We start from the raw sequence: 21,156 nt of genomic DNA, 5'->3' as shown, positions 1-21,156 counted from the left end.
TATTTCCTACAATTTTAATAGACTTTTCAGCGGGTTGGGTGGAAATTCCGTAGAAACACTTGTTGTCTTTGGTTGGTCACGATCCCCGTGGCGACAAATCTGGTGCGAATGTAGGGTTTATCGTTGGATGGCGCAAATGAGAAAAACACAGCATTAACACATTCCGCCGGAAAAAAAGGTTTTTAGGGCTAACAAAATATCAGCAGCAGCGGCCGCGGCGCCTGTTTTTTGCCGGGGGCATCAATGCTGCGCCGGGCTTGCTGCTGAAGGGTTTCAAACACATGGATCTGTCACGGGTACAGGGTAGGACAATGGATGAAGGTCGGGGTCTTTCAATGGTTCAACCTGGGCTTAACAAATTTCTCAGGCGGCCTGCTGCTTCCAGGCGCAGTAAGCCATCGTATATTTCAGATCGTCTGCCAGGCCGGCTTCTGCGCGGGCGGCAGCTTCGTCAAATTCCAGTTCCATAAAACCCAGGTACAGCGCGTAGCTTTTGCTGAGCAGGTCCATACAATGGTCCATCTGGCGTACCAGGGCGCCGGGGCCGGCCGGGGGCGCGGTGTGGGGCGTTACCTGCTGGATGTAATAACAACGGTCACCGGTATATTCCATCCAGGCGTCTTCCCGGTGAAAGCGGGGACGGCTCATGTGAAATGTCATTTTATTGAACAGCATAGGCGCGCCCAGCAAGGCTTCCAGGTCAATGATCTCCGGGATCTGGTCCGGGCGGCTGCGCATGTCTTCCAGTTTTTCCACGATGAGCATCTGCAGCTGGTCACTGGCAGGTGCCTGGTGGCGCAGCATTTCATTGAGTACATCATAGTTGGCCACAAAATCACAGTCTACCCAGCCGCTCTCAGTTTGCAGCTGTCCCCAGAAGGTCAGGTAGTTCGATGCATCCATGATCACCTGGGTAATGGAAATAGCGTTTGCGTAAGTGGCAGTGTTGGTGTGTAATGTTTTCATACGGTTATGTTGTTGATAACAGTACGAAAGTAGCAGGGCGTTACGCAGGGGATCTGCGTAGGGAAATAAAGTGCAGGATTTCATTTTCCGGGCGCCGGGAACCGTTTTTTGGAAATCCACTAAAAGGGGAATTTCCTTTACTTTACACCCAAAAAAAGACGCATGCCCAAAAACAAGGATGCCGTATCCCGCTACCGCTGGATAGACGAGCGCCTGCGCAACAAACGTTTACCCAAGCCCACCCTGGAAGCACTCATCAGTTTTGTGTCGGAAAAAATGGGGAAGGATATTTCTGTCCGCGCCATCCAGCAGGATATTTATGATATGCGCAATGATAAGGAGCTGGCCTATTTTGCGCCCATTGTATATGACCGGAAAACCGGCAGTTACCGTTATGAGGATGAAGGTTATTCCCTCAATAATAACCCCATCGATGAAGCAGACCTGCAGGGGCTGGAGATCGCCATCGGCATCCTGGAGCAGTTCCGCAGCCTGCCGGTAGTGGCCCAGTTTGAAGATGCTATTTTAAAGATAGCGGCCAGCCTGAAAATGAACCGGGAGGCGCTGCAAAACCAGGGCCTGATCCGCTTTGCGCGCGCCGGCCAGTACAAAGGCGTGGAATTCATCCCCGAGATCGTGGATGCTATCAAAAACCTGGAAGTGATCCGCATTGCCTACCAGAGTTTTAACCGCGCGGAGCCAAAGGAACATTGGGTAGAGCCCTATCACCTGCGGGAATACCAGCACCGGTTTTACCTCATTGGCAGGAGCCAGCAGGCCAAAGGCGGCAGTGTGCTCACCTTTGCGCTGGACCGCATTGTAAAACTATGGCCCACCAATAAGCATTTTGATGAAAAGAATTTTGATGATGCCGCTTACTACCAGCACGCCCTGGGCATTACGGTGCCCGGCGGAGACCCGCAGGAAGTAGTATTGCGCTTCACGCCCCAGCAGGCCAAATACATCAAATCACAGCCCATCCACCCCTCCCAGGAGATATTGGAAGACAATGAAACCGCCTGCGATGTAAGGCTTCAGCTGGTGATCAACCCGGAGCTGCGCATGCTGCTCCTGAGCTATGGCGCCAATATGAAAGTGCTGGCTCCCGCTACCCTGGCACAGGAAATGGCGGCAGAAGCGAGGAAGATGGTGGGGTTGTATTGAATGAATTTGTCCCAGGTATTAGGTCTTAGGTCTTAAGTCCCAGGTCTTAGGTACAAGGTTATAGGCATTGAGGAATCTGCGGTATGAAAACAGGGCATAAAAAAGCGCCTCGTGGAAACTGACCACGAAGCGCTTTTTTTATTTTAAGTACCTAAGACCTGGGACTTAAGACCTGCGGCATTCATCATTTCCCCGGCATCTTAAACAAGCTGTCCTCAACGGGCTTGTTGTATTCTGCTTTGGTAATGAGGATGGTCATGCCCGAATTGGTCTCTTCGATCACGGAAGGGTAGGCGTAACCGTCATCCGTTTTTTTGTAATCGTGCAGTTTTACGGTAACGTCCACGGTATTGCCCTGTACATTTACCGTATTCTTGGTGCGGATCAGGTAGTAGCTGGTGGGATCCAGGTAAGCAATGGCTTCTACGCCGTCTTTGGAAGTGATCTTGAGTTTGTAGGCGTCTACCCCGTCAATATTTTCCTTGCCGAGGGCCTCTACTTTCTTGCCGTCGGTTTTGTAATCAAAGAGGTCGCCGTTGATGCTCAGCTGGGGCTGCATCATTTTGGCTTTGGCGCTGTCCAGCGGGGTAGGGTCTGTCTGGCCCTGGATGGGCATCAGTGACCAGCCGCCACCTTTGGTTACCACCTGGATATTGTTGGTGCCCATGATGTCGAACTCCATACGCATGGCTTCGTGTTGAATTTTCCAGATCTTGATGGGGAATTCCTGGCCCTGGACCTGTATGCTGCCTTCGTTGTATGCAGTTTTCAGGTTTTTCAGTTTGTCAGCGCCGCCCATAGCTGCGATAGATTTATCCATGAGCTCATCAGCGGTTTGCGCTTTAGCGCCGGCAATGCCGAGTACAAACAGGAGTGCAAGCAGTTTAATGCTTTTCATACAAATGTGTTTTTGTGAATTGGATCGGTAACAAATCTATTCTTTTTATACCAAACCAAAAATCTATTTACCGGTGCGGAATGGCCGTTTACCGGCACCTGCATTGACCGGAAAACTTCGTACTTTTCCGCCCGTTCACCAACACATTTTCCATGCAGATCACGGGCAATTATGTAGATATTCTCCACCAGCGCATTTATCCAGCCACCATTACGGTTAAGGACGGCCGTATTGCCACCATTGTGCCGGTGAGCGGCACGTATGAGCAGTACCTGCTGCCAGGCTTCGTGGATGCCCACGTGCACGTGGAAAGCTCCATGCTCATCCCTTCCGAGTTTGCCCGCCTGGCGGTAGTGCACGGTACGGTGGCCACCGTGTCTGACCCACACGAGATTGCCAATGTGCTGGGTGTGCCTGGTGTGCATTATATGATTGAGAACGGGCGGCAGGTACCGTTTGGTTTTTACTTTGGCGCACCTTCCTGCGTGCCCGCCACCCCATTTGAAACGGCCGGCGCCACGGTGAGCGTAGCGGATGTGGAAGCCCTGCTGCAGCGGGATGATGTGAAGTACCTGAGTGAAATGATGAACTTTCCCGGCGTGCTGCACCAGGACCCGGAAGTGATGCAGAAAATAGCGGCCGCAAAAAAACACAACAAACCAGTGGACGGCCACGCACCGGGCCTGCGGGGCGATGCGGCCGGCGCCTACATTGCAGCCGGCATCAGCACTGATCATGAATGTTTTACGGAAGCGGAAGCACTGGACAAGCTGCAACGTGGTATGAAGATCCTGATCCGCGAAGGCAGCGCCGCACGGAATTTTGATGCGCTCATACCCCTGCTGCTCCACTGGCCGGAAGCCATGATGTTTTGCAGTGATGACAAGCACCCGGACAACCTCGTGGAAGGCCATATCAATGTGCTCGTGAAACGCGCGCTGGCAGCGGGTATTCCTTTGTTCAACATCCTGCGGGCCGCCTGCGTGAATCCCGTGCTGCATTACGGCCTGGAAACCGGCCTGCTGCGCATGGGCGATGCGGCAGACTTTATCATCGTAGACAATCTCACGGAGGTAAATATAAAGGCCACCTACGTGAAAGGCCAGCTGGTAGCGGAAAACGGCGTTTCAAAAATTGCCTCCGTTGCAGTGCAGCCCATCAATCATTTTCATTGTGACCCCATCACCACGGCACAGCTACGTATATCCGCCACCGGTAGTACCGCGCATGTTAAAGTGATCGTAGCCCTGGACGGAGAACTGATCACCAACGCGGAAACCGCCACCCTGGCGGTAAACGAGGGCTGTATAGCAGCAGACACTGCGCAGGACGTGCTGAAACTGGCGGTGGTAAACCGTTATAACCCTGCCCCGGTAACACTGGGCTTCATTAAGAATTTTGGCCTGAAACGCGGTGCCATCGCTTCTTCCGTGGCGCACGACAGTCATAACATCATTGCCGTGGGGGTGGATGATGAAAGCCTGGCATCTGCCATCAACGCCGTGATCGGGGCCCGCGGCGGCGTGAGCGTGGCCCACAAACAATCCACGGTGATATTACCCTTGCCTGTAGCAGGCCTTATGAGCGAGGCAGACGGCTATGAAGTAGCCCGGCAGTACAGCGCCATGGACAAGGCTGCCAAAGACCTGGGAAGTAAGCTGGGCGCGCCTTTCATGACGCTCTCCTTCATGGCACTCCTGGTGATCCCGCACCTGAAGCTGAGTGACCTGGGTTTGTTTGACGGGGATGTGTTTGCGTTTACACCGGTAGTGGTGTCTTAAGCACGGGACCTCAGTTCCCGCCCATCCACAAGGCACCGCCTACACTATCGCGCATGGCGCCGGTGACGGAGGAGAGCACATTTTCTTCCTGGCGCCAGCGCAAAGTCCCTATCAGGGCCATGATCAGTGCTTCCTTGAATTTTACGGACTGTGCATCCGGCACTACCAGGTCTATGCGGAACGGGCTTACCAGCGCATCTATCCTTTCCAGTAAAAAAGTGTTAAAGGCGCCGCCACCGGTCACCAGCATGTTGAAGGGGGCTCGGCTGCCATCGGCCTGCAGGTGCAGGGGCGCTATAGCCTGGGCTGTCTGGGTGGCAATGTGTTCCACGTAAGTACACAACTGGTCCGGTACAGAAAGGCCGGAGGCTTCCAGCAGGGGCAGTACGGTATCCAGGCCAAAGCTGTTGGCCAGGGATTTAGGATAGGGCTGGGCGTAGTAGGGCAGGGCATTGAGTTGGGCCAGGAGGGCTTTATCAACGTTGCCGGTGCGGGCCAGGGCGCCCTCTTCATCAAAGGGATGGCCCATTTGCAGGGAAAGGGCGTTCAGCACCCGGTTTGCAGGGCAAATGTCAAACGCAATGCGGTCTGCGCCTGCGGTGGCACTTACGTTGGCAATGCCGCCCAGGTTCAGCCAGTATTGAAAATCGGGGAAGAGGAGTTTTTCCCCAATGGGCACAATGGGTGCGCCCTGCCCGCCCAGGGCCACGTCCATGGCGCGCAGGTCGCTGATCACGGGCAGGCCGGTGGTGGCGGCTATAGCGGCGCCATCACCCAGTTGCGCGGTGGTGTGCTGCGCCGGCAGGTGGAAAGTGGTATGGCCGTGGGAGGCAATGAAATGTACTTTATGTTGCAGCTGGTGCTGTACAATGAAATGGTTGATCTGCTGCCCTGTATAGTGGCCGTAGGCGCTGTGGAGCACCAGGTAGTCCGCCGCAGGCAGGCTGGTGGCGGAAGACAGGCGCGCGGCCCAGTCTTCATCATAGGGCAGGGTGTCTGCCGCTTTTATTTCGTAGGTCCATTGCCCCCTGATCTCTGTAAGCTGTGCAAATACGAGGTCCAGTCCATCCAGCGAGCTGCCAGACATGGCGCCGATCACGTTGTAAACCATTTTCCGGAAAAATTTGGGCAAATGTAACAGAATTTATGCGGGCATTGGCCGCAGGCCGGCTAAACCGTAATGGACAAGGCATTAGGGGGCAAGGGGGAAGTCGATATTTTAGCTAGTTTTGCAGGCACAAAGCATCCCATGGTAATAAATTTAAGTGAGCAAAATTCATTGGTAGGCGAATGGCTGAGCGAGATCCGCAGCGTGAGCATACAGACAGACCGCATGCGGTTCAGGAGGAATATGGAGCGTATAGGCGAGATAGCGGCCTATGAGATCAGCAAAACGCTGGAATATGAGGAACGCGAGGTGCAAACCCCGCTTGGCATTGCCAATTGCCGCGTACTGGCTGCCCAGCCGGTACTGGCCACCATCCTGCGCGCCGGCCTGGCCCTGCACCAGGGATTGCTGCATTATTTTGACAAGGCAGACCATGCCTTTGTATCCGCTTACCGCAAGCACCGCCATGACGGCTCTTTCGACATCAGCCTGGAATATGTTTCAAGCCCCGGCATTGAAGGCCAGGTACTGATCGTGTCTGATCCCATGCTGGCCACCGGCGCCTCCCTGGTAAAAACCATCGAGCACCTGGAGTCACTTGGAAAACCTGTGCATGTGCACGTGGTGGTGTGTATAGCCTGCACCGTGGGTATTGAATACGTACAACGCAATGTGACCAGTCCCCTCACTATCTGGGCAGGCGATATCGATGATGAGCTGACGGCTAAAGGCTATATCGTTCCAGGCTTGGGCGATGCCGGCGACCTGGCATTTGGCAATAAGCTACAGAGCTAAAAAGTATTTCCTCCCCGGCATACCGCGCGGGGAGGGTTTTTCAACACCGGGCGCTCCCCCCGCGGTTAACGGGCTGATGCACAGCACTTCCTGCAGGCTGGCATCTTTGGAAAAATTCCAATAAAAACGCTTATTTTACGGACCGTTTACTATCTATCGCCAATCAAATACACTTGATCAAGTAAGACCGTACTGACGAAAACCTCGGAAACAGCCTGTTTCCGGCCGACGAAATCGAATATCTTTTAGTTATATAAATTTAATTTGGCATATGAAAGTGATTTCGTACCTTCACTATTCACCGTCCGACCGAAAAACCCTATACGCTTAACGTATATGAAAAAATTATTATATATAATAGCTATCCTACTATCCGTCACTTCGCTGAAGGCGCAAGACCCGCATTTTTCCCAGTTCTTCGCTTCACCGTTGACCCTGAACCCCGCGTTCACTGGCCTGTTTTCCGGGGATTACCGCATTGCGGGCAACTACCGCTCCCAGTGGCAAAGCATCGGGGCGCCCTTCATCACCGGCACCGTGTCCGGCGATTTCGGGATCCTGAAGAACTACATCAACCCGAATGATATCTGGGGTGTAGGTATCCTGGCCATGTACGATAAGCAAGGTCCTAACGGCGCCATGAGCACCAACTATGTGGCACTGAGCACCGCCTACCACAAATCACTGGACCCGGAGGGTAACCATACCCTGGCCATCGGGCTGCAGGGTGCGTTTGTGACCAAGCGGGTAGACATCAGCAAGATGACTTTTGGCGACCAGATAAACCCCGATGGCAGCACCACCGGCGGTACCACGGAGACGATCTCCAAACCATCCCTCAGCTATTTTGATCCGAACATCGGTATTCTCTATAACGGCCTGGTAGGCGAGGCATCCAACATTTATGCGGGCTTCTCCTACTACCACGTTACCCAACCTTATGAATCGTTCTACGACAAGATGAACGATGCCAACCGTATTCACAAGCGCATTACCGCCCATGCTGGTGGCTCTTTCCCGGTGAATGGCAACAACCGCATTTTTGCCAGCGCCCTTTTCATGAAGCAGGGTACCGCCACAGAAAAGACTATTGGTGCGGCTTACGGCTTCCTGCTCAATGGCATGCCCGATGATCCTACGATGTTCTACATTGGCAGCTGGGTACGTTTCAGTGATGCAGTGAACCCTTACGTAGGGCTGGAGGTGAAAGGTTTCCAGGTAGGCCTTACCTACGATACTAATATCTCTTCGCTGAAACCCGCGTCCAATGCGCGTGGAGGCCTGGAGATCTCCGTGATCTACATCCACCGCAGTGATGGCAATAACAAGTACAAGACCCTCTGTCCCAAGTTCTAGTCTGGCGCATATTGGTTTAAAATATGGAAGCCGCTTGCTGTTTGCAGGCGGCTTTTTTTATGCGGTTACAATCCCTTTCCTTTGCTTACCCAGGGGTTATCTTTTATCGAGAACCGGTACGGCAGCAGTGCATCTTCCTTTGCGTAAGCCACGCCCACGCGGGTACCGGCTACAATGTTGGCCTCCTTTACCGGTGTTGCCTTTTCAATAAAGATCTCGTCGCCCAGGAGGGAAAGCCCGGTGTTGGCCGTGGTAATGCCCATGGCTTTGCAAAGACTGCCCGGGCCGTTAGTAAGGGTGTAGTTAAGTGCTGGTTTACCGGTGCGGGCCAGCATGATATCAATGCCTTCCAGTGGCTGCAAAGCCCTTACCAGCACGGCATGCGGCACTTCCTTCACATTGGTGACCACGTTGAATAGATAATGAATACCGTAACAGAGGTATACATAAGCAACACCGCCTTCGCCAAAGATCACTTCCGTGCGCCTGGTGCGGCGGTTGCCGTAAGCGTGGGAGGCGCGGTCGATGGCACCGTTATAAGCTTCCGTTTCCACGATCATGCCGGCGGTGCGCTGGCCGTTGATCACGGTGACCAGGTGTTGTCCCAGCAAGGCTTTGGCTATGGTCACTACATCGGCGCGCTGATAAAAGGATGGTTTCAGTTTCTGCATGCTTAAAAAATAATACTAATTTCGGTCTTTCAACTATTTCCTGAATTACTGACAAAAACCTAAGCCTTGTTTTCTTTACGAGAAGTGATCGCGGCTATCCAGTCCTATGGAAAAGCGCATGAGTTTGTGTTGCAGCATCGCCACTGGCGCTGGATACTGGTGCCCGGTATTGTTTTCTGCGTGTTGTTTTTCCTGCTGATCTTTTTTGTGTGGGGCTACTCCAATGATTTTGTGAACTACCTGTTCAACGCCATACCAGGCCTGAACTGGATACAGGAAGCAGACAGCGACTGGATCCGGTTCTTTTTCCTGCTCACTACTTTTTCCCTGCACAGCATTTTCCTGTTGCTGTATGTGGCGCTATTCCGTACCGCTTTCCTCATCATTGGCGCGCCGGCATTTGCCTACATCTCTGAAAAAACGGCGTCTACCCTGCACCGCAAAAAAGCGGATGTAAGTGCCGCGGAATTAAAGCATGATACCCTGCGCAGCATACGCCTTTGCGGGCGCAACCTGCTTTACCAGGCCGGCTGCATACTGGCCCTGGTGCTGCTTTCCTTTGTGCCTATCGTGGGCCTGCTGGCGCCATTGATCGCTTTTTTCATGGAATGTTATTTCTTTGGCTTCTCCATGCTGGATTACAGCTGTGACAGGCATCATATGGAACTGCCCGAGACCATTGACTTTGTGAAAACACACAAGGGCATAGCGGTGGGCAATGGATTGATCTTTTACCTTTTCCTCGTGGTGCCCATCCTGGGCTGGATGCTGGCCCCTGCCTACGCAACGATAGCCGGCACCCTGAGCCTGCAGGACAAACGCCTTATCTGATGAGCAACACCGGCAAAGTATACCTGATCCCCACCGTGCTGGCGGAAGACCACCTGGAAACCATCCCGGCTTACGTAACCGCAGTAGTGCAAAGACTGAAAATATTTTTCGTGGAAAATGAGCGCACGGCCCGGCGCTATATGAAGGCGCTGGACCGCGGCATTGTGATAGATGCCCTGCAGCTGTACCCCATGAACAATAACCAGCCCCCGGATGTGGCACTGGCTAAAAAGCTGCTCCTGGCGGGCCACGATATTGGCGTGATGAGTGAAGCCGGATGTCCTGCCATAGCAGATCCTGGTCATCTTATTGTAGGCGTTGCCCACCAGGTGCATGCACCCGTGGTGCCCATGGTGGGGCCCAATTCCATCCTGCTGGCCCTTATGGCCTCCGGGATGAACGGGCAGAATTTTGCCTTTACCGGCTACCTCCCGGTAGACAAGGGCGCCCGCGTAAAAGCCATTAAAGACCTGGAACAACGCTCCGCGAAATTCCAGCAAACGCAGGGCTTCATTGAAACCCCTTACCGCAACAACGCCCTCTTTGCAGACCTGCTGGCCACCCTGGCCGGTAACACGCAACTGTGTGTGGCAGCAGAGATCACAGGGGATCATGAATATATTTTAACGAAAACGGTAGCGGAGTGGAAAAAGCTTCCTGCACCGGAGTTGCACAAAAGACCCGCGATCTTCCTGATCAACGTGGCGCAGTAATTTCCAACGTACAATTTCCGTTATCAGGGAAATCACAAATTCCAGGATCAGTTTCCAATGGTTTAAATAGCAAAACCCAGATCCAATGGCTGGATCTGGGTTTTGTTTTGATATTGAAAATTGTAAGATGAAAATTTTACTTCGCTGGCAGCAATTGACCATTATTGGGCTCTCCTGAAATGGAGTACACGCTGTCCACGATAAACTCACTCATGCCTCTCCATGGCAGGGCGCCCAGGTATTCTGTGTAATGGAGCTCTACGGATTTACCGCTGGCCCGCATGAGCTGGTCTGCTACACGGGGATTGGTAACGGAAAAATTGAACTCGTTGGACTGGATGGAACCGGGCTGGCTGCTCCTGTAGCCGGACTGGATGAGGCGCCCTTCGTAGGTTTTAAAAACGAAGCCCTTTCTTACAAAGAAATTCAGCTCACCGGCCTTTACGCCATCGCCAAATTCGTAGTAGTACCGGTAGCCAAAGCATCCGCCCAGGCCTACCACGATAACGGCTACAATGATGAAGAGAAATTTACGCATGTGTTGATTTTTTGAGTGGGATTGACCGGGCGAAGATCGGGATTACAATCCGTATTTATCCACCAGGTAAGTGAGGGCGGCCATTTCAATAGCGCCCAGCTCCATTTCACGCTTGTTCACATTCTCAAATACATCATTCGCTGCGTGGTGCAGGTCGAAGTAGCGCTGGGAGTCCGGTTCCAGCTCACCTACCGGGGTTCCGATGGCCGGGCGCAGGTAGCCCACGTCTTCACCGGCGCCTTCTGCGGCCACGGTGTACACGCCGTAAGGCTCCAGGAGCGGGATCCAGGATGCGATCTTACCCCGTTGCTCCGGGCTTACTTCCAGGGAAAAGCCACGGGGTGTAAAGCCACCGGCGTCGCTTTCCAGGGCAAAGACATGTTTTTCCCCTTTCAGTTTGGCCTGTTTGGCGTACTCGCGGCCACCGTTGGTGGCATTTTCTTCATTGGCATAGAGCACAATGCGGAGGGTATGTTTAGGCTGGATGCCCAGTTTTTTAAAGGCTTCCAGCACCTGGATGGATTGTACAATGCCGGTGCCATCATCATTGGCGCCTTCATTCACATCCCAGGAGTCCAGGTGCCCACCCACGGTGATGTACTGGTCCGGGAACTCGCTGCCGCGGATCTCGCCGATCACGTTGTGGGCCAGGGTATCGGGCAGCATTTTGCCCCAGGTGCGCACAAACAGTTGCAGGGAGGGATCGGCCTTGATGCGGGCGCTCAGGCGGTCTGCATCTTCCAGGCCAATGGCCAGGGCGGGGATCTTGGGGAAGGAGTCGTTGTAGTGCAGGGCGCCGGTGTGCGGGAAGTTGTTGGTCCCGTGCGACATTGAGCGCACCACCACGGCCAGGGCGCCGTATTTGGCTGCGCGGCTGGCGCCGGCGCCACGGTAACGCACGGCATCGCCGTAGGCGCGGAAGGTTTCTACAAAGCGGGGATTGAAGGGGTAGTTATAGAAAACAATCTTGCCTTTCACCTCGTCTTTCCTGGCTTCCAGCTCTTCAAAATTCTTTACTTCTATCACGGGGGCGGTTACGCCTTTTTCCCCGCTGCCATTCGAGTTGCCCAGGGCGGTTACGGCCAGGGGGGCTACAAAATCGCGGCGTTTGGAAATAATGCGGGCTTCATCTTTGCCGCCGCGCACCCAGTGGGGCACGGTCACATCCTGGAAATATACAGTGTCTGCACCGGCACGGCGCAGTGCTTCGGCGCCCCATTTTTCGGCCTTGTAGGTGGCAGGGCTGCCAGCCAGGCGGCCTCCTATTTTTTTAGTGAGTACGCGCAGGTTTTCATAGGCCCCCCCGTTGGTCAGCACCGTATCTGCCAGGCGGCGGATGAGCAGGGAGTCGTCCACGTGCTGGGCCTGTGCAGCAAGGCCGGAGGTGAGCAAAAGGAGTGGTAACAGCAGATTTTTCTTCATCATCGCGCAGGTTTAATTTTGGTTTAAAAGAGCATAAAACAAGGGCCTAAAACTAGTGATTTAGGCGGGCGCCTGCAACTCCCGGGCTGGTGAAATCCGAAATTACGCGCTACATTTGCCGTACTGCCCGCCGTGGGCATGGAAATTGGACCTGTAATACCGTTTACTTTAGGCACTTGGAAAGAACGGCTTGCCCTTTACGGCAGCACCTTGCCTCGCTTTTAAAAAGAGAAATTCATGCGGATTGGAATAGTATGTTATCCAACATATGGGGGTAGTGGCGTTCTGGCCACGGAACTGGGTAAGGCACTGGCCGACAAAGGCCACCAGGTGCATTTTATCACCTACCAGCAGCCGGTGCGGCTCAATGCTTTTCATGCCAACATTTACTACCACGAGGTGCAGGTACCCACCTACCCGCTCTTTGATTTTCCGCCGTACGAGTCGGCCCTGAGCAGCACCATGGTAGACGTGATCCTCAATAACAACCTGGACCTGCTGCATGTGCATTATGCCATCCCGCATGCATCCACCGCTTACCTGGCCAAGCAGATCGTGGCCAAGCAGGGCAAGCGTATCCCCTTTATCACCACCCTGCACGGTACAGATATTACCCTGGTGGGCAAAGATAAAACCTATGCGCCGGTGGTGACCTTCTCCATCAATGAAAGTGACGCCATCACCGCGGTGTCTGACAACCTGCGGGATGAAACCTATAAGTCTTTTCGTATTGAGAAAGACATCAACGTGATCTACAACTTCGTGGACACCCACCGCTTCCGCCGCCGGGAGCTGCCGCATTTCCGCAACGCCATTGCACCAAACGGGGAAAAGATCATGCTGCATGTGTCTAACTTCCGCAAAGTGAAACGCGTGCCCGATGTGGTCTCCATTTTCCGGAGAGTACGGGAGCAAATGCCCGTAAAGCTGCTGCTGGTGGGCGATGGGCCGGACCGTCCCGGTATAGAGAGTATGGCCCGTGAGTGCAACCTTTGTGGCGATATCCGTTTTGTGGGCAAGCAGGAACAGCTGGAAGATGTAATGTCCATCAGCGACCTGTTTATCCTGCCTTCTGAATACGAAAGCTTTGGCCTGGCAGCCCTGGAGGCCATGGCCGCACAGGTGCCCGTGATCTCTTCCAATGCGGGCGGCCTGCCGGAAGTGAACATTAACGGCCAGACCGGCTACACCAGCCCCGTGGGGGATGTAGATGCCATGGCCGCCAATGTGCTGCGCATCTTCAATGACACAGCCATGCTGGAACGCCTGCGTGCAGGTGCCCTGGCCCAGGCACAACGTTTCCACATCGATAATATCATTCCGCAATATGAAGCCCTGTACGAGCGTACCCTGGAGGGCACGCTGGCTGAAAGCCTCTGAACAGATTGTTGAAATAGATTGATGATCATGCGATCCGCTATCATTCCCCTGCTGCGCTACGAAGAAGACCCGGATATACAGCCGGGCATGATCATGGAACCACTGGCAGAATACCTGCAGGTGGTGTACGTGGTACTGCGGGCAGATGGCTGGGAGCCGCTGTGGCAGCGGGATATGGAGGAGCACGACCTGTGGATGGAAGAGCTGCTGCCCCTGGCAAAGGACAATCTTGAACGGCTGTATGCCGGGAAATATACCACCCGTTCCCTCAACTTTTCCCGGGAGCTGCCAGGCACCTTACCTTTCTTCCGGGCAGATGTACTGCCCGCCTTTTGTACGCCTTCACTGATGCTGCTGGATAGCATGTGGGCCGCAGTGCGCGAAGCAACAGGGGCCACGCTGGTAGCGGTAAACCTGCCGGCAAAGGACCTGCTGTTCTATGCAGATGCCGCGCGGGAAAAGAGTTTCCAGGCGCTTTGCCAGGTGGGCGCGCGGTGCTACTACAGCGCTGCTGCGGAAGAAAAAGCACTTAGTTCGGAAACCTACGTATATGTGGGCGGTAAGTGGGAACGCTTCCTGGATGAAGAAGACCAGTGGTATGAATGGATAGAGAAATTGTAATAATAAAAAGTCCCGCTCACCGGCGGGACTTTTTATTTTCTATTGCTTCTTGTTGTTCAGCGTGGCCTTGGGCAGCTGTGGCGGATGCGTGAACAGGTTGGGATCTACTTTCGCAGAATCGCCCTGGTACACCCACGTGAAGTGGCCCATGTATTTGTTAAAGGCGTGATTGATATCCTGAACAGACACTTTTTTGAGGTCTTCATGCAGCGTGAGGGCACGGTGCCAGTTGTTGAACAGCACTTCGTTTGCGGCCAGGGATGCGGCTTGCGCCTGGTTAGTCTCCTGGCGGTAGAAGAAGCTGGTCACGTAATAAGACTTCATGTTCTTTACTTCTTCCGCGTTGAAACCATGCTCGCGGGTGCTGTCTATAAGGCGCTGAGCCACGCCAATGTAGCGGTTAGGCTCCGTGGTGCTCACAGTGATATTGCCAGAGGCGGTGGGAGAGCCGTCAAAGTAGGCGCCCGGAGCGTAAGACAGGCCGTTCTTGGTGCGTACGTCCAGGAAGTGGCGGTCATAGAAAATGCGCATGGCCAGCATGTAGGCGTTGTAATCTGCCATGCCGGGTACGGGTGCGGCGCTTACGCCCTGGATGTAGTTAGTAGCCAGGTCTTTTTGCTCCGCGGCGAAAGTATTTTTAGTGGGCGTAAAAGGCTCTTTTTTCAGTACGAACGGAGCACCCTGGGGCACCTTATCCAGCATGGCTTTCAGCTTGGCTTCCAGGTTAGCGCGGTCCACTTCTCCCACCACGATGATCACCATGCGGCTGCGGGTGAGGATGGATTTATAGTAAGCCTTGGTTTCTTCAGCGGTGAGCGGGGCCACGGTAGCTTCTGTACCGGAAGGATCATTGGCATAGGCCTTGCCCGCAAATGCAACGCGTTTGGCCATGAGGGAGATAGAGTTGTCCGGCTCAGAGGCTTCAGCGCGCAGGGTGTTGATGGCGTCCTGGCGGATGCGGTCAAATTCCTTGGCGTCAAAACGTGGGGTGATGAGGGCATCCACGTACAGGGGCCACACATATTCCAGGTCGCTCTTAATGCAGTTGAGCCCCAGGGAAGAATAAGCCGGGCCGGCCACGCCGGATACATTGGCATCTACCTTATCCAGTTTATTTTTCCAGCTGTTCTTGTCGTCTTTTTCCGTGCCGCATTCTGTGAGGGCATTGAAGGCCAGTTTTTCTATACCGGCTTTGCTGCCGGGGTAGTTTTGCAGGCCACCTTTGATCACGGTGCGGATCTCCACGATCTCGTTGGCGCTGGGTTGTACGATCACCTTTACACCGTCTACCGTCATTTCGTAGGCGGGGGCTTTTTTCTGGGCCTGCAGCAGGCTGGAAGCGCCTAGCAGCAAGGCAAGCAGGATAGAAGATTTATAGTGCGTTTGCATGTGCTGAGTACTTGAGAAAATGATTAATTGGATTTAAAGATATTGCCTGCCTGTACGGTCTTGTTCATTTCAGGGCTGATGAGCAGGCCTGCTACGTACGGCTTGTTGGTGATGTAAGTGTTCACATAGCGTTTAATGTCGTCACGGGTCACCTTCATGCAGTTGTCCACATAATCCGTCATGTAATCAAACGAGGTGCTGCACCAGGCATAGCTGGCCTGGCTGGGCAGGGAAGAAGGTTTTTCCTCCATGCGGATCTGGCGGCGGCGCAGGGTTTGTTTGGCATCTTCCAGTTGTTCATCGGTAAAGTAATCGTCCTGTGCCCACATGGCTACCTGGCGCAGGATCTCTTCATGGCATTCCTTGATCTTCGCGGGATTGGGCATCACGAAGATGTTGATGGGACCTACGTACCTGGAAGTCTCATAGCTTACGCTGGCCACGGTGGCCAGGCCTTTGTCCACCAGGGCCTGTTGCCACTTGGAGCTGTTCATACCCAGGATGGTGCTGAACACGTCTGCCGCCAGGGTAGCAGCAGAGTCGTGGCGCGTGTCCGGGCCCTGCCAGTAGTACATGGCATAGGGCGTCTGTGCCACGGCCGATTCTTTTACAAACACCTCGCTGCCGGCCAGGGGCTTAAATTCCGGGATGGGATATTTTACAAAAGGATCAAAGTCGCTGGGCTTCCAGTCGCCAAAGATGCGTTCCGCATCCGCAAAGGCCTGTTCATGATCCACATCACCGCAGATGGTGAGCAGGGAGTTATTGGGGAAATAATATTTGTCTTTAATGATCATCATCTTTTCCGGCGTGGCGGTGTTGATGATGTTATGGTCGCCAATGGGGTTCTTCCGTGTCATCAGATCGCCCCAGAGCTTTTGCTGGCAGGCGTAGTACAGCTGGAAACCGGGATCGCTTTCTGCGCGCTGGAACTCACCGTCTACCACGGGGCGCTCTTTCTTCATGTCTTCCACGCGGTAAATGGGGAAGCGGATGGCGGCGTTCATAAAGTGCAGGCCTGCATCCAGGCTGTCTTTATTGAAAGTGAAAAAATAGTTCACACGTTCTGTGCCGGTAGTACCGTTCCAGATGGCGCCCAGTTCCTGGGTGCGTTTCAGGAACACTTCCTGGTTGGGATAATCGCGGTTGGCCTTGAAGAACATGTGCTCAAACAGGTGGGAGAGCCCGGAATACTCGGGGCCTTCTGTGTAAGCACCGTTGCGCACGGCAATTTCAATGGTGGTAAGGGGTACTTTGTCGTTTTCAATGACCAGTACTTCCAGGCCATTGGGCAACTTTTTCCAGAAATAACCCTTGGGGAGCCTGGGCTGGGCAAGCAATGCGGCCGGCAGTAGCAGCAGCAGCAATAACAGGTGTTTTTGTTTCATACAGCGGTTTATATGTTGTTAGAATGGGATGCCAATACAATACAAAAGCCTGCGCACGCGTAGCGGCGCTGCGTGTGTTTTTTAGATCCTGGTACGACGGGGTATGTTGCGGATTTGGGACTACTACAGAAGGAAGATACGTTAATTGTGGATGACTGCAAATGCGGGCGGGAGAAAAATACGGGAAAGGCAGAAAAGGAGGGATGAAAACCAGGAAAAAAAACGAGCGGTCGCAAAATCCGCGGCCGCCCGTCGCTGGCAAGCTAAGAGTTTATAGATATGGTTTTATAAGGCGATCTGTTTTTCAGTCATCATCTTGCGCAGGTTGATGAGGCCATAGCGCATACGGCCCAGAGCCGTGTTGATGCTTACTTTGGTAAGGTCAGCGATCTCCTTGAAGGAGAGCTCTGCATAGTGGCGCAGGATGATCACTTCCCGCTGCTCTTCCGGCAGCAGGTCCAGCATGCGGCGCACGCGGTCGTGGCTCTGGCGGGTGATCAGTTTCTCTTCTGCGCTGCTTTCGCTGAAGCTCAGCACATTGAAGATGTCCTTATCATCGCTGGTGCGCACAATAGGGGTACGTTTTATTTTACGGAAATGGTCTACACAGAGGTTGTGTGCAATACGCATAGCCCAGGGCAGGAATTTACCTTTCTCCGTATACCTTTCGGCACGGATGGTATCGATAATTTTAATAAAAGTGTCCTGGAAAATATCTTCTGCAAGGAAAGCATCCTTCACCAGCAGCACGATAGAAGTGTAGATCTTGTCTTTGTGGCGGTACACCAGTTCTTCCAGCGCAGTGCTGTTCCCCTTCTGGAACAGGGAAATAAGTTGCTCGTCACTTAATTTATAAGTTATCTGCATAAACGTCTGCTAAGCGTGTGTTTTAATAAATGGAGACAAAACCCTTTTCAGGCTGTCGGTTTAGCGTAGAGGTTTATGCGATAGTCAGTCGATTTAAGTGATATAATCTGGTGAAAATAGGATCGGGAATAGGGGCCAGGCGATACTGGTTATTGCAAATATAATTTTTTACCGGTTATAAACAAACATTTCCCCGGGCATTGTTTTCCTCTTTCACGGCCATGCCCATACGTATACAGGGCGAGGAGATAGTGCTTTAGAATTTATTTAATATTATGTAAAAAATATATTTAATATCTAATGATTTACCAGGCGGGCGGTATAGTGGGGGCTGAATTTTTAAAAAATCCGTTGTCGCCTGTGTGAACTTATCTTCGGGAGGATCGGGCCGGGAGGCCAGTCGCCTCTTTCCTCCTGATTGTTTATATTTGTTGGATATGCCTACCAAAACGAAGAAGCAGGAAGTGCTGCAAGAAGAACCACCGGTAAGCACCGCGGATTCCATCTATATCAAGGGTGCCCGCGTGCATAACCTGAAGAATGTGAATGTGTCCATTCCCCGTAATAAATTGATCGTGGTAACCGGCGTGTCCGGCTCCGGCAAGTCCAGTCTTACCATGAACACCCTCTATGCAGAAGGCCAGCGCCGCTACGCGGAGAGCCTCAGCTCTTACGCGCGCCAGTTCCTCATGCGTATGAACAAGCCGGATGTGGATTATATCAAGGGCATTTGCCCCGCCATCGCTATTGAACAGAAAGTGGTGACCCGCACCCCCCGTTCCACCGTGGGTTCCATGACGGAGTTGTATGATTACCTGCGCCTGCTCTTTGCGCGCATCGGCAAAACGTATAGCCCCGTATCCGGCCAGCTGGTGAAAAAGCACGAGGTGGCAGACGTGGTGGATGCCATCGTGAAACTGAAAGCCGGTACCAAAATACTCATCGTAGTGCCTTTCCTGCGCCACGCCAAGCGGGATGTGAAGGAGGAGCTGAACATCCTGATGCAGAAAGGTTTTTCCCGCCTGTATGCGGCCGCCAAGGATGGCCCGGGGAGCCTGCTGCGCATCGAGGAACTGCTGGAAGAAAAGAAACCGGTGCTGGGTGAGAACACCTACGTGCTCATCGACCGCCTGGTGGCCAAGGACTTTGAAGAAGACGATAAACACCGGATAGCAGACAGTATACAAACCGCTTTTTACGAAAGTGAAGGCCATGTGCACCTGGAACTGGATGGCAAGCAATGGCTGCATTTTTCCAACCGTTTTGAACTGGATGGGATCCAGTTTGAAGAGCCGGTGCCCAACCTGTTCTCCTTCAATAATCCATACGGCGCCTGCCCTACCTGCGAAGGTTTTGGCCAGGTGCTGGGTATTGATAAAGACCTGGTGATCCCCGACAAAAGACTGAGTGTGTATGAAGGCGCCATTGCGCCCTGGAGGGGAGAGAAGATGGGGGAATACAAAGAAGCGCTGATCAAGGCATCGCGCAAGTTCGGGTTCCCCATCCACAAGCCCGTTTCAGAGCTTACGGATGAACAAGTGGAACTGCTGTGGACTGGCAATGAGCATTTTTACGGTATCAACGAGTTCTTTAAAATGGTGGAGCAAAACCTGTACAAGGTGCAGTACCGCGTGCTGCAAAGCCGCTACCGTGGCCGCACCACCTGCCCCACCTGCAACGGCGCCCGCCTGCGCCAGGAAGCCCTCTACATCAAAATAGGCGGTAAGAACATTGCCGACCTGGTAGATATCCCCGTGAGTGACCTGAACGAATGGTTCACGAACCTGGAGTTGAATGACTATGACCAGAAAGTGGGCAAGCGCATTTTGCTGGAAGTGCACCATCGCCTCAAAACCTTGCTGGATGTGGGTTTGAGCTATCTTACCCTGAACCGCCTGGCTAACAGCCTTTCCGGTGGGGAAAGCCAGCGCATACAGCTCACCCGCTCCCTGGGCAGCAACCTGACCAACTCCCTCTACATCCTGGATGAGCCTTCCATAGGCCTGCATGCCCGCGATACCGCCCGCCTGATCAACGTGCTCAAAGAGCTGCGCGACCTGGGTAACACCGTGGTGGTGGTAGAGCATGACGACCTGATGATGGAGGAAGCAGATCACATCATTGACATGGGCCCCCTGGCCAGCCACCTGGGCGGGCAGGTGATCTTTGCCGGTAACTACCAGGAGATCTTGAAAGACCCGAACAGCCTGACCGGTAAATACCTGAGCGGTGAAATGCGTATAGATCCGCCCAAGCAGGTGCGCAAATGGAAGCGCTCCATCAAGGTGGAAGGCGCCCGCCAGCACAACCTGAAGAATGTGACCGCCGAGTTCCCGCTGGGCATCTTCACCGTGGTGAGTGGGGTGAGCGGTTCCGGCAAAACCACGCTGGTAAAGCAGATCCTGTACCCTGCACTGATGAAGCTGAAGGGCGAGTTTACCGAGAAAGTAGGCCGCCACAAGGCCCTCACCGGCGACCTGGATAGCATTACGGCCATTGAAATGGTGGATCAGAACCCCATCGGCAAATCATCCCGCTCCAACCCGGTCACTTACATCAAGGCATATGATGAGATCCGTGATCTCTTTGCCCGCCAGCCTATGAGTAAAATGCGCGGCTTCCAGCCCAAGCATTTTTCCTTTAACGTGGATGGTGGCCGCTGCGATACCTGCAAAGGCGAAGGCGAAGTGATCGTGGAGATGCAGTTCCTGGCAGACGTGCACCTCACCTGCGAAAGCTGCGGTGGGCGCAGGTTTAAGGAGGAAGTACTGGAAGTGACCTACAAGGGGAAAAATATTTATGATGTGCTGGAACTGGGTGTGGATGAAGCGATCGACTTTTTCAAGGATGAAAAAGACGTAGTGTCCAGGATAAAGCCCCTGAGCGATGTGGGACTTGGTTATGTGAAACTGGGGCAAAGCTCTGATACCCTGAGCGGTGGCGAGGCACAGCGTGTGAAGCTGGCGTCTTTCCTGGGCAAGGGCAAAGCGCAGGGCAGTATCCTTTTCATTTTTGACGAACCGACTACGGGGCTGCACTTCCACGACATCAAGAAGTTGCTGGCATCGTTCAATGCACTGATTGAGCAGGGGCATAGCATCCTGGTGATAGAACATAACCTGGATGTGATCCGCAGTGCGGACTGGGTGCTGGACATGGGACCGGAAGGTGGTGAAGGTGGCGGAAACCTGCTGTACGCGGGCGTTCCGGAGGGATTGAAGAAAGTGAAGGAGAGTTATACGGGGAAGTACTTGTAAGCAGTGTTTGC

18 protein-coding genes are annotated in these 21,156 nt (G+C 53.5%); 9 read left to right on the top strand and 9 right to left on the bottom strand.

Going from position 1 to position 21,156, the window contains the following annotated elements:
• Positions 1–363: 363 nt before the first annotated feature.
• Positions 364–966: a hypothetical protein gene (locus DCC81_RS00775; protein WP_133177490.1), complete on the bottom strand. Its 603-nt coding sequence runs from the start codon at positions 964–966 to the stop codon at positions 364–366.
• A gap of 162 nt (positions 967–1,128) precedes the next feature.
• Here DCC81_RS00775 and DCC81_RS00770 point away from each other — a divergent pair, with 162 nt between their 5' ends.
• Positions 1,129–2,130: a helix-turn-helix transcriptional regulator gene (locus DCC81_RS00770; protein ID WP_108684691.1), complete on the top strand. Its 1,002-nt coding sequence runs from the start codon at positions 1,129–1,131 to the stop codon at positions 2,128–2,130.
• 184 nt (positions 2,131–2,314) lie between these two features.
• Here the strand turns inward: DCC81_RS00770 and DCC81_RS00765 are convergent, their stop codons facing one another.
• Positions 2,315–3,028: a LolA-like protein gene (locus tag DCC81_RS00765; RefSeq protein ID WP_108684690.1), complete on the bottom strand. Its 714-nt coding sequence runs from the start codon at positions 3,026–3,028 to the stop codon at positions 2,315–2,317.
• A 152-nt stretch (positions 3,029–3,180) separates the two neighbouring features.
• Between DCC81_RS00765 and ade the strand changes: the two genes are divergently transcribed.
• Positions 3,181–4,809: an adenine deaminase gene (gene ade / locus DCC81_RS00760; RefSeq protein ID WP_108684689.1), complete on the top strand. Its 1,629-nt coding sequence runs from the start codon at positions 3,181–3,183 to the stop codon at positions 4,807–4,809.
• A 10-nt stretch (positions 4,810–4,819) separates the two neighbouring features.
• On the opposite strand, the gene DCC81_RS00755 is transcribed toward ade, so the two are convergent.
• Positions 4,820–5,941, bottom strand: coding sequence for an anhydro-N-acetylmuramic acid kinase (locus tag DCC81_RS00755; RefSeq protein WP_240612860.1), 1,122 nt, complete (start codon positions 5,939–5,941; stop codon positions 4,820–4,822).
• 117 nt (positions 5,942–6,058) lie between these two features.
• Here DCC81_RS00755 and upp point away from each other — a divergent pair, with 117 nt between their 5' ends.
• A complete protein-coding gene (upp, locus tag DCC81_RS00750) occupies positions 6,059–6,712 on the top strand; it encodes a uracil phosphoribosyltransferase (protein WP_108684687.1) in 654 nt (217 codons plus the stop codon).
• A gap of 336 nt (positions 6,713–7,048) precedes the next feature.
• Complete coding sequence (locus DCC81_RS00745) at positions 7,049–8,068, top strand: PorP/SprF family type IX secretion system membrane protein (RefSeq protein WP_108684686.1); 1,020 nt, start codon at positions 7,049–7,051, stop codon at positions 8,066–8,068.
• Positions 8,069–8,133: 65 nt separating this feature from the next.
• Here the strand turns inward: DCC81_RS00745 and DCC81_RS00740 are convergent, their stop codons facing one another.
• Positions 8,134–8,739 (bottom strand): DNA-3-methyladenine glycosylase, encoded by a 606-nt coding sequence (locus DCC81_RS00740; protein WP_108684685.1) that lies wholly within the window; start codon positions 8,737–8,739, stop codon positions 8,134–8,136.
• A 66-nt stretch (positions 8,740–8,805) separates the two neighbouring features.
• Here DCC81_RS00740 and DCC81_RS00735 point away from each other — a divergent pair, with 66 nt between their 5' ends.
• Positions 8,806–9,570, top strand: a complete 765-nt coding sequence (locus DCC81_RS00735; RefSeq protein WP_108684684.1) for an EI24 domain-containing protein — start codon at positions 8,806–8,808, stop codon at positions 9,568–9,570.
• Entirely contained in the window at positions 9,570–10,283 is a 714-nt protein-coding gene (locus tag DCC81_RS00730) for an SAM-dependent methyltransferase (RefSeq protein WP_108684683.1), read from the top strand. The genes DCC81_RS00735 and DCC81_RS00730 overlap by 1 nt, the downstream gene beginning before the upstream one ends.
• Positions 10,284–10,419: 136 nt before the next feature.
• On the opposite strand, the gene DCC81_RS00725 is transcribed toward DCC81_RS00730, so the two are convergent.
• Both DCC81_RS00725 and DCC81_RS00720 read right to left on the bottom strand, forming a co-directional pair.
• Complete coding sequence (locus tag DCC81_RS00725; RefSeq protein WP_108684682.1) at positions 10,420–10,821, bottom strand: hypothetical protein; 402 nt, start codon at positions 10,819–10,821, stop codon at positions 10,420–10,422.
• 42 nt (positions 10,822–10,863) lie between these two features.
• Positions 10,864–12,246, bottom strand: a complete 1,383-nt coding sequence (locus DCC81_RS00720) for a M20/M25/M40 family metallo-hydrolase (protein WP_108684681.1) — start codon at positions 12,244–12,246, stop codon at positions 10,864–10,866.
• 234 nt (positions 12,247–12,480) lie between these two features.
• On the opposite strand from DCC81_RS00720, the gene bshA reads away from it, so the two are divergent.
• Both bshA and DCC81_RS00710 read left to right on the top strand, forming a co-directional pair.
• Positions 12,481–13,623, top strand: coding sequence for an N-acetyl-alpha-D-glucosaminyl L-malate synthase BshA (gene bshA / locus DCC81_RS00715; RefSeq protein WP_108684680.1), 1,143 nt, complete (start codon positions 12,481–12,483; stop codon positions 13,621–13,623).
• Between the two features lie 27 nt (positions 13,624–13,650).
• Entirely contained in the window at positions 13,651–14,244 is a 594-nt protein-coding gene (locus tag DCC81_RS00710; protein ID WP_133177489.1) for a hypothetical protein, read from the top strand.
• A 39-nt stretch (positions 14,245–14,283) separates the two neighbouring features.
• Here the strand turns inward: DCC81_RS00710 and DCC81_RS00705 are convergent, their stop codons facing one another.
• The 3 genes from DCC81_RS00705 to DCC81_RS00695 form a co-directional block, all read right to left on the bottom strand.
• Positions 14,284–15,633 carry a M16 family metallopeptidase gene (locus DCC81_RS00705; RefSeq protein ID WP_108684678.1) on the bottom strand — a complete coding sequence of 450 codons (1,350 nt, stop codon included), beginning with the start codon at positions 15,631–15,633 and terminating at the stop codon, positions 14,284–14,286.
• 23 nt (positions 15,634–15,656) lie between these two features.
• Complete coding sequence (locus tag DCC81_RS00700) at positions 15,657–17,021, bottom strand: M16 family metallopeptidase (protein WP_108684677.1); 1,365 nt, start codon at positions 17,019–17,021, stop codon at positions 15,657–15,659.
• Between the two features lie 285 nt (positions 17,022–17,306).
• Positions 17,307–17,888, bottom strand: coding sequence for a sigma-70 family RNA polymerase sigma factor (locus DCC81_RS00695; RefSeq protein ID WP_108684676.1), 582 nt, complete (start codon positions 17,886–17,888; stop codon positions 17,307–17,309).
• 437 nt (positions 17,889–18,325) lie between these two features.
• Between DCC81_RS00695 and uvrA the strand changes: the two genes are divergently transcribed.
• Positions 18,326–21,145, top strand: a complete 2,820-nt coding sequence (gene uvrA / locus DCC81_RS00690) for an excinuclease ABC subunit UvrA (protein WP_108684675.1) — start codon at positions 18,326–18,328, stop codon at positions 21,143–21,145.
• Positions 21,146–21,156 lie beyond the last annotated feature (11 nt).

It is taken from the genome of Chitinophaga parva (assembly GCF_003071345.1).
Taxonomy (GTDB): Bacteria; Bacteroidota; Bacteroidia; order Chitinophagales; family Chitinophagaceae; genus Chitinophaga; species Chitinophaga parva.
This window is presented reverse-complemented; position numbering and strand designations above follow the sequence as displayed.